11 protein-coding genes and 1 pseudogene are annotated in these 12210 nt (G+C 73.4%); 7 read left to right on the forward strand and 5 right to left on the reverse strand.

Translation table 11 applies throughout. The features are described 5' to 3' along the window. Positions 1–43: 43 nt before the first annotated feature. The 7 genes from NH602_RS00225 to NH602_RS00255 all read left to right on the forward strand — a co-directional run bounded on the left by NH602_RS00225 (position 44) and on the right by NH602_RS00255 (position 9166). The gene (locus tag NH602_RS00225; protein ID WP_253066651.1) at positions 44–301 is read left to right on the forward strand and encodes a hypothetical protein; all 258 of its coding nucleotides are present in this window, start codon (positions 44–46) and stop codon (positions 299–301) included. Beyond that, complete coding sequence (locus tag NH602_RS00230; RefSeq protein WP_253066652.1) at positions 298–1842, forward strand: cation acetate symporter; 1545 nt, start codon at positions 298–300, stop codon at positions 1840–1842. Before NH602_RS00225 ends, NH602_RS00230 begins: the two co-directional genes overlap by 4 nt. Beyond that, positions 1839–2798: a malate dehydrogenase gene (locus NH602_RS31700; protein WP_253066653.1), complete on the forward strand. Its 960-nt coding sequence runs from the start codon at positions 1839–1841 to the stop codon at positions 2796–2798. The genes NH602_RS00230 and NH602_RS31700 overlap by 4 nt, the downstream gene beginning before the upstream one ends. Beyond that, complete coding sequence (mdlC, locus tag NH602_RS00240) at positions 2795–4396, forward strand: benzoylformate decarboxylase (protein ID WP_253066654.1); 1602 nt, start codon at positions 2795–2797, stop codon at positions 4394–4396. Before NH602_RS31700 ends, mdlC begins: the two co-directional genes overlap by 4 nt. Before the next feature lie 47 nt (positions 4397–4443). Beyond that, positions 4444–5907 (forward strand): aldehyde dehydrogenase family protein, encoded by a 1464-nt coding sequence (locus NH602_RS00245; RefSeq protein ID WP_253066655.1) that lies wholly within the window; start codon positions 4444–4446, stop codon positions 5905–5907. 287 nt (positions 5908–6194) lie between these two features. Then, positions 6195–7259 carry a DUF3048 domain-containing protein gene (locus NH602_RS00250; protein ID WP_256493450.1) on the forward strand — a complete coding sequence of 355 codons (1065 nt, stop codon included), beginning with the start codon at positions 6195–6197 and terminating at the stop codon, positions 7257–7259. Positions 7260–7525: 266 nt separating this feature from the next. Continuing rightward, positions 7526–9166, forward strand: coding sequence for an SLC13 family permease (locus NH602_RS00255; RefSeq protein WP_253066657.1), 1641 nt, complete (start codon positions 7526–7528; stop codon positions 9164–9166). Between the two features lie 6 nt (positions 9167–9172). Here NH602_RS00255 and NH602_RS00260 read toward each other — a convergent pair whose 3' ends face one another. The 5 genes and pseudogenes from NH602_RS00260 to NH602_RS00275 form a co-directional block, all read right to left on the reverse strand. Beyond that, positions 9173–10030: an alpha/beta fold hydrolase gene (locus tag NH602_RS00260; RefSeq protein WP_253066658.1), complete on the reverse strand. Its 858-nt coding sequence runs from the start codon at positions 10028–10030 to the stop codon at positions 9173–9175. 229 nt (positions 10031–10259) lie between these two features. Further along, positions 10260–10565 (reverse strand): annotated as a pseudogene (locus NH602_RS32095) (RNA polymerase sigma factor); the annotation flags it as partial. Then, positions 10562–10894 (reverse strand): class F sortase, encoded by a 333-nt coding sequence (locus NH602_RS00265; RefSeq protein ID WP_256493459.1) that lies wholly within the window; start codon positions 10892–10894, stop codon positions 10562–10564. The gene NH602_RS00265 and the pseudogene NH602_RS32095, both read right to left, overlap by 4 nt. A gap of 328 nt (positions 10895–11222) precedes the next feature. Beyond that, a complete protein-coding gene (locus NH602_RS00270; protein WP_253066660.1) occupies positions 11223–11402 on the reverse strand; it encodes a hypothetical protein in 180 nt (59 codons plus the stop codon). Continuing rightward, on the reverse strand, positions 11399–12070 hold the full coding sequence (locus NH602_RS00275) for a DUF4397 domain-containing protein (protein ID WP_253066661.1): 672 nt from the start codon (positions 12068–12070) through the stop codon (positions 11399–11401). The genes NH602_RS00270 and NH602_RS00275 overlap by 4 nt, the downstream gene beginning before the upstream one ends. Positions 12071–12210 lie beyond the last annotated feature (140 nt).

Below are 12210 nucleotides of genomic sequence, written 5' to 3' on the forward strand. Positions count from 1 at the left end.
TCGCACCGAAGGACAACGTCCGTCCGTCGAGAGGAACGCACCGATGCGTCACCACGGTCCTGACGACACCGTCGTCTCCGCACAGATCCGCCGCAGTCTGACGACGGGCGCCATCGCCTTCGCCCTGCTGCTGGTGCTGGTCGTACTCATGCTGTTCACGCCGATCTTCGCCGGCACCGTCGGGGGGATCGGGATCGGCTACGTGATCGGTTTCCTCGACTTCGTCCTCGTCGTGGTCGCGGCAGGGCTGTACGTCCGCGCGCAGAACCGCGCGGAGACCGCCGGGGAGACCGCCCCGTGAACATCACCTCCATCGCCGTCGCCGGCTCGATCATCGCCGTGACGCTGCTCCTCGCGTTCCTCGCGGCGCGCCGCACGGCGGACGCGGGCGACCACTACGTCGCCGGTCGTCGTGTGTCGGGCCTGGGCAACGGGCTGGCACTGGCCGGCGAGCAGATCTCGTCGGCGGCCCTGCTGGGCATCACCGGTGCGGTCGCCCTGACCGGCTTCGCCGGTTTCTACCTCGCGATCGGCATCCCGACCGCGTTCCTGCTGGTGCTGCTCGTGGTGGCGGTCCCGTTGCGCAACCTCGGCCGGTTCACCCTCGCCGACGTGGTCGCCTTCCGGTTCGAGGGCCGGCTGCTGCGCGGAGCGATCGCGTCGACGACACTCGTCACCAGCGTCATCTACATGACGATCCAGTTCGTCGGCGCCGGTGTGCTGGCCCAGCTGCTGCTCGGGGTGCCCTACGAGCTGGCGGTCGTCCTGCTCGCCGTGCTCATGACGGTGTACATGGTGATGGGTGGGATGGTCGCCGCGACCTACATCCAGATCTTCAAGACCGTCCTGCTGCTCGCCACCGTCTTCCTCCTGCTCCTGTTCGTCGTCGCCCACTACGACTGGAACCCGTTGGGACCGCTCCAGGTCGCCGCCGAGCGGTTCGGGAACGACGTGGTGAGCGCGCACCCGCTGCCGCTGACGACCTCCCTGAACAACGTGTCCCTGATGATCGGCCTGTGCCTGGGCATCATGGGGCTGCCGCACGTGATGCTGCGCTTCCTCACCACCCGGGACGGGCGGGCGGCGCGGACGTCGGCCTTCTACGGAATGATCATCTTCTCGGTGTTCTTCCTGCTGCTGCCGGTCTTCGGCTACGCCGCGCTCGACATCGTCGGACGGGAGCAGATCGTCGCCGACAGCCCCGGCGGCAACCTCGCCGTCGCGCGGCTGGCGGAGGTGCTGGGCGGCAACCTGCTGTTGGCCGTACTGGCCGGCGTCGTCATCGCGACGATCCTCGCGGTGCTCAGCGGCATCGCCATCGCGGCGTCCGGGGCCGCGGCGCACGACCTCTACACCAATGTGATCAAGCGGGGTGCGGTCAGCGCGAAGCAGCAGCTGTTCATGGGCCGCGCGGCAGGCGTGGCGCTCGCCGTGGTCGCGATCCTGCTCGCGTTCGGTGCCCGCAACCTGAACATCGCGTTCCTCGCCAACGTCGCGTTCGCGATCGCGGCCAGCACTCTCACGCCCGTCCTCGTGCTGAGCATCTACTGGCGCGGGTTCAACCGGCTGGGAGCCGAGGTGGCCATCATCGGCGGCCTGCTCATCTCGCTGGTGCTCGTGGCACTCGGCCCGGACGTCCTCGGTGCCGGAAACGCGATCTTCCCCCTGTCCATCCCCGCGCTGGTCTCGGTCCCCGCGGCGTTCCTGCTGGCCGTGGTCGGCAGCGCCGTCGGACGTTCCCGGCCCGGCGTCGCGGGCCGCCCCTACGACGAGGTCCGCGCAGCGGCCTTCCCCCGGCGGGCGGACCGCTCCACCACCCAGGAGACGGAGCCCACCTCGTGAAGATCGTCATCGTCGGCGGCGCAGGCGGCATCGGGTCGTCGCTCGCCTACAACCTCCTCCGCACCGACACCCCCTACGACGTCGTACTCGTCGACTCCCGGCCCAACATGATCACCAGCCACGTCATGGACCTGCAGGACGTGCTCGCGTTCGGCGGGGCACGGTCGGTCCGCGGGGGCGAGCCGCACGACGCGCTCGACGCCGACGTGGTGGTGCTGAGCGCCGCCGTCCCGCTGCGGCTCAACGCGTCGCGGTCGGTCTTCCTCGCCGAGAACGCCGCGCTCCTCGACGGCATCGTGGACCCGCTCGCCGCGGCGGGCTGGGGCGGGATCCTGATGGTGCTGACCAACCCGGTCGACGCGCTCCTCACCCGCCTGCAGCAGCGGACGGGCCTCGATCCGCGGCGGATCATCGGCTACACCGTGAACGACGGACTCCGCATGCGGACGGGGGTGGCCCGGGCGCTCGACGCCCGACCCCAGGACGTGGAGACGTGGGTGCTCGGCGAGCACGGCGAGGCCCAGGTCCCGCTCTACAGCCGGGTGCGGCTGCGCGGCGAGCCGGTGGTCCTGACCGATTCGCAGCGGGCCGTCGCGGACGAGTACATGACCACCTGGTACTCCCGGCACGTGGCGCTCGACTCCGGGCGCACCTCCACGTGGAGCTCCGGTGCGGGGGCCGCCGCCCTCGTCGAGGCCGTCGCCACCGGATCCGGCGAGCCGTGGCCCGCCTCGGTCGTGCTCACCGGCCAGTACGGCATCGACGGCGTCGGGATCGGGGCGCCGGTGCGGCTCGGCCCGCGCGGGGTCGAGGAGGTCCTCGAGTGGGATCTCGCCGACGAGGAACGGTCCGCCCTGCGGCACGCCGCCGAGCGCGTCCGCGCCGCCGCGGCGAGCATCGGCGAGCCCGCCGCCGACGTCGCGGTCGCGGCCGGCACCGGGACGGGTGCGCGATGACGACCGTCCGCGACGCCACGCTGGCCGTGCTGCGACGACAGGGGGCGACGGCGCTGTTCGCGAACCCCGGCTCGACCGAGATCTCCCTGCTCACCGACCTGCCCGACGATCTGGAGTTCGTGCTGGCCCTGCACGAGGGCTCGGTGGTGGGGATGGCGACCGGGTGGGCTCTCGCGCGGCAGCGGCCGGCGGTGGCGATCCTGCACACCACGGCGGGCCTGGGCAACGCGGTCGGCGCGCTGGCGACCGCACAGGTCGACCGGGCACCGCTGGTGGTCGTGGTCGGGCAGCAGGACCGCCGCCACCTCGCGTTCGAGCCCTTCCTGGCCGGGCAGCGCCTCGACGAGCTCGTCCGTCCCCACGCGGTCTGGGTGTGCGAGCCCGTCCGGGCCCAGGACGTGCCCGGAGCCGTGGCGCGGGCCTGGCACGAGGCGAACCTGCACCGCGGCCCCGCCGTGGTGATCGTGCCGATGGACGACTGGGACGCCGAGCACGACGGTGCCGCCGAGGCCGCCCCGGTGCGGTCGCTCCGCACCGCCGCCGCCGATCCCGCAGCGTGCGACGCAGTCGCCGAGCTGCTCACCGGGTCGCGTTCCCCGGCGCTGGTGGCCGGGGCGGGCGCCGACGACGAGCAGACCTGGGCGGCGCTGGTGGCGCTCGCCGACCGGCTCGCGATGCCGGTCTGGCAGGAGCCGTTCGGCGCGCGGGCGGGCTTCCCGCAGGACCACCCCCGCTTCGCCGGGCACCTGCCGGCCGGGCGCGCCGGTGTGCGCTCGTCGCTGGCCGGGCACGACCTGGTGCTGGTGGTGGGCGCGGCGGCGTTCCGCCAGTACCCCTTCGAGGACGGAGCGCTCGTCGAACCCGGCACCCGGATCGTCGTGATCACCGACGATCCGGACGAGGCACTGCGCAGCCCTGCCGAACTGGCCGTCGTCGCGGCGCCCGCGGCCGTGTGCACCGAGCTGGCCCGGCGGGTCCCGGCCCGGGACGCGGCACCGGCGGACGTCCGCCGCACCCGGGTCGTCGAGCCGCCCGTCGCCGGCGAGCCGCTGCGCCCCGAGCACGTCTTCGCCGCACTCGCGGAACGGCTGCCGCGCGAGACCGTCGTGGTCGAGGAGACCCCGTCGAGCCGGGCGTTGCTGCACGAGCTCGTGCCCGCCCGGGCTCCGCTGGGGTTCCTCAGCGCCGCCATGGGCGGACTGGGTTTCGGACTGCCCGCCGCCGTGGGGGTGCGGCTGGGCTCCCCGCAGCGACCCGTCGTGGCAGTGATCGGGGACGGCTCCTCCCTCTACGGGATCCAGGCGCTGTGGAGCGCGGCCCACTACGGCGTCGGAGTGCTCGTGATCGTGCTGTCCAACGGTCGCTACGCGATCATGGACCGGCTCGCCGGGGGCCGCGGTTCGGCCACCGGCACACCGGGCGCGGCCCCCTGGCCCGCGTTCGAGGAGATCAGCATCAGCGGGCTGGGGACCTCCCTGGGCTGCGAGTCCCACAGGGTGGTCGACCACGGCGACCTGACCACGGTGCTGGACAAGGTCGTACCGACGCTGGAGCGGCGCACGACCCCCCTGGTGCTCGACGTCGCCGTCGCACCGTGATCCGCCCCGACCCGGGTTCCACAGGACTACCACGACGAGGTGACAGCATGAGCTTCTTGGACGCCGCCCGCTGGCAGGGGCGGATCTACTCCGGGGGGTGGGTCGAGGGCGGGGCCGGGACCTACCCGTCCGTCGAGCCGGCCACCGGCGCGACCCTGGCCGAGGTGGGCGCGGCGTCCGCCGCGGACGTCCGCACGGCGGCGGCCACGGCCGTCGCCGCCCAGCGGGAGTGGGCCGCGCAGCCGTACGACGCCCGCGCCGCGGTGCTCCGCCGCGCGGCGGACCTGTTCGTGGAGCACGAGGACGAGATCCACGACTGGCTCATCCGCGAGTCCGGGGCGATCCGCCCGTTCGCCGGCTTCCAGACGCGGGCCGTCGCCGCCGAGGAGTGCCGCGAGGCGGCCGCACTGGCCGCCCACCCCTACGGCAGGCTGCTGCGGTCGACCCAGCCGCGGCTGTCGATGGAGCGGCGGCGCCCGGTCGGGGTCGTCGGCGTCATCGCGCCGTTCAACGCCCCCATCATCCTGGCGATCCGGGCCATCGCGCCGGCGCTCGCCCTGGGCAACGCGGTGGTCCTCAAGCCGGACCCGCGCACCGCCGTCAGCGGCGGAGTCGTGTTCGCGCGGGTGTTCGAGGACGCGGGGCTGCCCCCCGGGCTGCTGCACGTGCTGCCGGGCGGAGCGGACGTCGGTGCGGCGCTGGTCGACGACTCGGAGGTCCCGGTCATCGCCTTCACCGGCTCGACCCGGGCCGGGCAGGCCATCGCCCGGGCCGCGGCGGACCGGCTCAAGCGGGTGCACCTCGAGCTCGGCGGCAACTCCGCCCTGGTCGTGCTCGACGACGTCGACCTGGATCGGGCCACCTCGGTCGGGGCGTTCGGCTCGTTCAACCACGCCGGCCAGATCTGCATGGCGTCCAGCCGTCATCTGGTGGCGTCCGGCATCGCGGCGGACTACGCGGCGCTGCTGGCCGAACGGGCCGAGAAGCTTCCCGTCGGCGACCCCGCCTCGGACGCGGTCGCCATAGGCCCGCTGATCGACGCGGGCCAGCGCGACCGGGTGCACGAGATCGTCACCGGAAGTGTGTCGGCCGGGGCACGGGTGCTCGCGGGCGGCAGCTACGAGGATCTGTTCTACCGCCCCACCGTGCTCGGCGACGTGCCCCTGACCGCGCCCGCCTACGCGGACGAGATCTTCGGGCCGGTCGCGCCCGTCGTTCCCTTCGACGACCTCGACGAGGCCGTCCGGCTGGCGGCGGGGACCGGGTACGGCCTCTCGCTGGGGATCCTGACCCGGGACGTGATGAAGGGCCTCGCGCTGGCCGACCGGATCCCGTCCGGACTGGTCCACATCAACGACCAGACGGTCAACGACGAGGCGGTCGCCCCCTTCGGCGGGGTCGGGGACTCGGGCAACGGATCGCGCCACGGTGGTGCCGAGGCCAACATCGAGGCCTTCACCGAGACCCAGTGGGTCACGGTCCGCGGTGACCTGCCGCAGTACCCGTTCTGAGCACCGTCCCGCGCCCGAGCGGATGGTCCGGGGCCACCTCGCGACCTGCGACCTCCGCTCGGCCGGGTCGAACTCGACGGACCGGACCCGGCGTCGTCGTCGAGCAGGGCTCGACATCGGGCCTGAGCGAGCACCCGGGCCGTCTCGGCCGCGGTCGGCCGGCGGCAGGCCCCGGGACCGGTCCGGCACCGGCTCGCGCTCGGGCTCGGGCTCGGGCTCGGGCCCGACCCAGCCGATCGCGCAGATCGGCGATCTCGGCGTCGGTGACCTCGAACCGTGCGGGAGTCATGTCCGGGAATCCTTCCTTCGCGGGTACGGGTCGTGCCGGTGTGCGGGCGCCGGGTAGCCGGAGGACGCGCGATGCGGCGGAGTACGGTGCGCCGGTGCGTGGGAACCCGGCGGTGAGAGCCCTCGTCGGACTGGTGCTGGTGGGCGCCGTCGGATGCGCTCCGTCCGTGCCGGTACCGCCACCGGCGACCGCTCCGGCGCCGCCGGCGCCGCTCCTGTCCCCGCTGACCGGGCTGCCCTCCGAGCCCGGAGCGAGAGTCTTCGCCGTGAAGATCGACAACACCGCGGAGGCGCGCCCGTGGGACGGCGTCGAGTTCGCCGACGTCGTCTACGTCGAGCCGGTCGAGGGCGGCCTCACCCGGCTGCTCGCCGTGTTCGCCTCGCAGCTACCGGGCTCGGTGGGGCCGGTGCGCAGTGCCCGGGAGACCGACATGGGCGTGCTCGGCGCCTACGGCCGCCCGGCCCTCGTCTTCTCCGGCGCCGCACCGCCGGTCATGGACGAGATCGTCGCCGCGCCGCTGGTCCCGGCCGTGCCCCGCGAGTTCCCGGCGGCGTTCCGGCGTGACGACCGGCGGCCGGCGCCGGTGAACGTCTACGTGGACCTGGCGGACCTCCGCGGCCGGGTGCCGGAGGCGGGGCCGGTCCAGGACATCGGCCTGCGCTTCGGGCCCGCGCCGGACGGGGGTGCCCCCGCCCCGGAGCGCACCGTCCGGGTGGGTTCCACCGCCGTCACCGTCACCTGGAGCGCACCCGACGACGCCTGGACGATCGCAACCGGCGAGGAGATCGCCGTCGCCGGTCCGGACCGGCGACCGGTGCGGGCGGACACGGTGGTCGTGCAACGGGTGGGGGTCGTCGAGTCCTCGGTCCGGGACAGCGCCGGCTCGGCCTCCCCGATCGCGCTCACCGTCGGCGCGGGCGACGCCGAGGTCCTGCGTGACGGCCGTTCGTTCCCCGCCCGGTGGTCCCGTCCCGCTGTGGGCGATCCCACCCGTCTGACCGCACCCGACGGCCGTGAGGTGCCCCTGCACCCGGGGCGGACCTGGGTACTGCTCGTCGCGTAGGCGGTCCGCCCGGGGCGTCGTGCGGCCCCGTTCCACGGTCGCAGGGCGCAGGTGCCGTGACGGCATCGTCGATCGCAGGGATTCCCGATGGACGCCGCCCGGGTGACCCGCGTCGTGGCCGTCCCGACGTACCACGCCGTCGAGGCCGTGCCGTTCCTCCGTTCGCTCGGTCATGCGTTCGAACGAGAACAAACGACCCGAATGGGGATAATTCGGGTACGGTCCGCGACGCAGCACAGCGGCCGTACGACACAGGGGTTCCGACGATGACGACGAATGACAGCGGTCCCGAGCCCGGCACGGCCACGGCGGATCCTCCGGCTCCGGGAGCGGCGACCGCCGCCGACGGCAGAACCCCGCGGGCGACGTGGTCGCTGCGTCTGCTCGGCGTGGCGCTCGCCCTGCTGACGTGGCTGCTGCTCGGGGCGGCGCAGGAACTGCCCCCCGAGGCGCGGATGGTCGCGGCGATCGGTGTCCTGATGGCGACGTGGTGGGTCACCGAGGCCATCCCGCTGTCGGCGACCGCGCTGCTGCCGGTGGTGCTGTTCCCCGCGTTCGGGGTGGTGTCGGTGGCCGACACGACCGCCCGCTACGGCGACCCGATCGTCTTCCTGTTCCTGGGCGGGTTCCTCATCGCGATCGCCATGCAGAAGTGGCACCTGCACCGGCGGATCGCGCTGCTGACGCTGCGGGCGGTGGGCACGACACCGACCCGGATCGTGCTCGGCATGATGGTGGCGACGGCGTTCCTGTCGATGTGGGTGTCCAACACCGCGACCACACTGATGATGCTGCCGATCGCGCTGTCGGTCCTGGCGCTGGTCGCCGAGCGTGCCGGGGGCGGCGGCGACGAGGTCCGTCGCGGCGCCCCGCTCAGTGAGACCATCCGCGACCCGGCTGTGCGCTCGTTCGGCATCGGGCTGATCCTCTCCGTGGCGTGGGCCTCGTCGATCGGCGGACTCGGAACGCTGCTGGGCAGCCCGCCGAACGCCATCGTCGCCGGCTACGTACAGGACGAGCTCGACCGCGACATCAGCTTCGTCGGCTGGATGCAGCTCGGGGTCCCGATCGTCGTGGTGTTCGTGACCGTCGCGTGGCTGCTGATCACCCGGGTGCTGTTCCGGACCACACTGACCGAGATCCCCGGCGGCCGGGAGATGATCGACGACCAGCTCCGGGAGATGGGCCCGGCCAGTACGGCCGAGAAGCGCGTACTCGCGGTGTTCGCCTCCGCGGCGTTCCTGTGGATCGTGCCGGGCCTGCTCACCGAGTTCGACGCCGTGGACGCCGCGCTGCCGTGGCTGGGCGGGCTGAACGACACCGCGATCGCGATCGCCGCGGGTGTCGCGCTGTTCTTCCTGCCCTCCGCGACCATCCCGCCCGACGAGGCCGCGACCGGCCGCCGCGGCGGGTACCGGATGTTGCTGGCCTGGCCCGACGCTCAGGCGGGACTGCCCTGGGGCGTGCTGCTGCTGTTCGGGGGCGGGCTCGCCCTGGCCGGGGCGGTCGCCTCCAGTGGGCTCGACGAGTTCATCGGCACCAGCGTCGCCGGCCTCGGTGTACTTCCGGTCCTGCTGCTGGTGGCGGCGGTGGTGACGATCGTGCTGTTCCTGACCGAGGTCACCAGCAACACCGCGACGGCGGCGACGTTCATCCCGGTGCTCGGCGGGGTCGCGATCGGCATCGGCGCCGACTCGATGACGCTGCTCATCCCGGCGGCGCTGGCCGCGACGTGCGCGTTCATGCTGCCGGTCGGCACCCCGCCCAACGCCATCGTCTTCGGGTCCGGTGTGGTCACCATCGGCCAGATGGCCCGCGGTGGTCTGCTGCTCAACGTGGTCGGGGTCGTGCTGATCACCGGGTTCGCGTTCCTGCTCGGCGGATGGGCGCTGGGCCTGCAGTTCTGAGCCGTCTCACCCTGCCCCGGGGCCGGCCGGCGCGGTGATCCCGCGACGGACGGCGTCGGGGTGGGAGTGGGCGAGCAGGTGCCCCGCGTCGGCGACGAACTCGACGCGGGCCCCGAGCAGCATCCGGGCGGGGCGGGTCAGCTCCTCCGCCGGGAAGATCGGGTCGCGACGGCCGGCCAGGACGACGCACGGGATGTCGCGCCAGGCGGTGAGGACCGCGTTGGGCAGGGGTGCCGGCGCGAGCGAGCTGCGGGTGTGCTCGGGGACCAGCGTCATCCACTCGACGAGGTGGCGCCGGTCGGGCAGCGGTGCACCGCCGGAGAGGAAGGACAGCACCCGCTCGGTGCGGGCCTCGGTGGGATGCCACAGCCAGGGCAGGGCCGGGCGCAGACTCGCGGTGACCCGGGCGGGCACCAGACCGGCCGGGGCGACGAGGACGAGCCCGGCGACCGCCGGGCCGGGCCCGGCGCAGAGCGCGATAGCGGCGCCGAGGGACTCGCCGACGATCGTCGCCGGCTCGGTCCCGACCGCGGCCAGCACCTCGTCGATCCAGGCGCGATACCGGCCGACGAGATCGTCGGCGGGCCTCTCGCCGTGGCTGAGTCCGGGCTGCCCGGGGACGTCCACTGCCGTGACCCGGTGGTCGGCGGCCAGAGCCCGCACGACGTACGCCGATGCAGCGGCGCCGAGGGTCGTACCGGGCAGGAGCACCACGGCCGGCCCGGAACCGACGGTCGTGAGGTGGGTCGGCCCCAAGGGGGTGTCGATCCACCGGCAACGCGCGTCGGGCAGAAGGCGGCTGATCTGCAGGTTGCTCCAGTCGCGCAGCAGGGTACGGCCGGGTTCGGAGCGGTAGATGTCCATCGCGGGGCTGCCCTTCGTCGAGCGTGCGTGTTCTGCTCGCCGACCAGGCTTCCCGGCACACCGAGGCCACCGTAGGCACGTCGAGGCGCGTGAGCGAACGAGGGGTCCGTAAGATCGCGCAAAGACGCTGCGCACGGATCGTCGTCGCAATTGTTTCGTCATGCGGCGACAACGGTGGCGTGGATCGCATCCGCCCAGCGCTCTGCTCACTGCCGGCCCGACGGGCGCGGGCGGTGAGCCGGTCGGCGACCTGGCGTCGGGTGATGCCGTGCAGCCAGGCCCCCATGCTCCCACGGTCCGGGCTGAACGACGCGCGTGCTCGCCAGGCCCGGAGGAAGACCTGCTGGGTGACGTCCTCGGCGTCGTGGTGCGACCGCAGCCAGCGCAGCACGAAACCGTGGACCGACGCGGCGTGCTGCAGGTAGATCTCGCGCAGCGCGGCAGGGTTACCGGCACCGAACCGGGCCGGCAGGGAGTCGGGGGCGGCCTCGACGGGCCGCGAGGGGGCCGGCCGGTCGAACTCCCTGCCGGTCATGATCGTCGTTCGGCGACGACCACGACGTTGTCCCGGTACGACGCCCGGGCGGCGTCGAACGGCCCCCCGCAGGTGATCAGGTGCAGTCGAGGCGTCCCACCGCGGAAGAACATCCGTTCCACCGGCAGCGACTCCTTGGTGTAGGTCGACACCGAGATGACCTCGAAGCGGTGCAGGGCTCCGTCCTGGTCCCGAACCTCGATCCGGTCATCGGGGACGAGCCGGTCGAGCTGGTGGAACGCACCCGGTCCCTGCACAGCGTCGTCGACGTGGTCGGCCAGCACGCTGGCCCCGGTTCCGGCGCCGGGCGGGGCCCGAAGCGGTACCAGCCCACGGTGTTCACATCGACCGGGACCTCCATCTGACCGTCGGGTGTGACGCCGACACCGACTACCGACGCGTCGGGGAGTGCAGTCCCAGGAAACCGCAGCCGTACCGGTGCTGCGAGTTGATCAGGAACGGCCGCCTGCGCGGCACCCTGCTCAACCGACGGCGCGGGAGGTAGCGCAGCCGGTGAGGCTGCACGAAGTGTGGCGGGTGCCTGACACCCCGTCAGCAGCAGGGCCGCCGCACCCATCAGCACCACTCGTCCAACGAGGGCCGGCACAGTAGGCCGGTCCCCCCGGGCACAGGGGAACCGGCCTTGTCGTGGTGAGATCAGGACCGGGCTCCGCGACGACGCAGCAGGCCGGCGCCGAGGGTGAGGGCACCCAGCAGCCCGGCGACACCGACACCGGTCGCCATCGTTGTGGAGGCGGAGTCGTAGGGCGCTCCCGAGGGCGCGCCGGAGGGGACACCGGTCGGGGCGGAGTGCAGCCCCTCGACGGTGAAGCTCACCAGGTCGAGTGTGCTCTCCTCGAGCGAGCCGATCGCATGGACGAAGGTCGCGGTCCCTTCGGCCAGCGGAAGTTCCGCCGGGCCGATGACCGGTTCCGTGGTGCCGGCCGCAGCGACCGACGCCGACACCGGGCCAGCAGCTGTTTCCAGCGCTGTTCCTGCGGGTTGGTCACTCCCTCGACCACCGGCTGGCCGCCGGCGAGCACGTCGACGGCCGGGGCCGCAGCCGTGTGACGGACCACGAGCCGGGCCTGTCCAGCGGCGACCGGGGACCCGTCGTCCTCGAACGGGGTCAGAGTGGGGCTGCCCTGCGCGTCGAGGCGGGCGACGAGCGTCGCCGAAGCGCCACCGGCGACGTCGGCGGAGCCCTGCAGGAGTGCCTCACCGGAGTTGTCGGGTGCATCGGCGGGGAACACAGCGACCTCACGCGCACCGGCGGGCAGATCCACCGGACCGGCCACCGTTCCCGGTTCGAAGTCGTCCAGGGCACGCTCACCGTCGACGTAGACGTCCACCGGCTGGCCGGGGATGCCGTGCACCACGCGCACCGACCCGGTCTCCTGTGCCATCGCGACCGGGGCGCCGGCGAGCAGCACTCCCCCGCTGATCACCACCGCGCCGAGCGCAGCGCCCCATCGCGTCGTACTGGTTCCGCTTCCTTCGTCCATACCCTCCCTACCGTCGGCGCGGCGGCCGTGGATGCACCTGCGGCGGGAATATTTTCTCGCCCGGCTCGAAGAGCGGCCCGGATGGTCAGCCGGGGCCCGCCACCGAACCCACTTCGGGCCGCCCTTCCTGAGGTGCCGAC

This window comes from Pseudonocardia sp. McavD-2-B, from assembly GCF_024124365.1.
Lineage (GTDB): Bacteria > Actinomycetota > Actinomycetes > Mycobacteriales > Pseudonocardiaceae > Pseudonocardia > Pseudonocardia alni.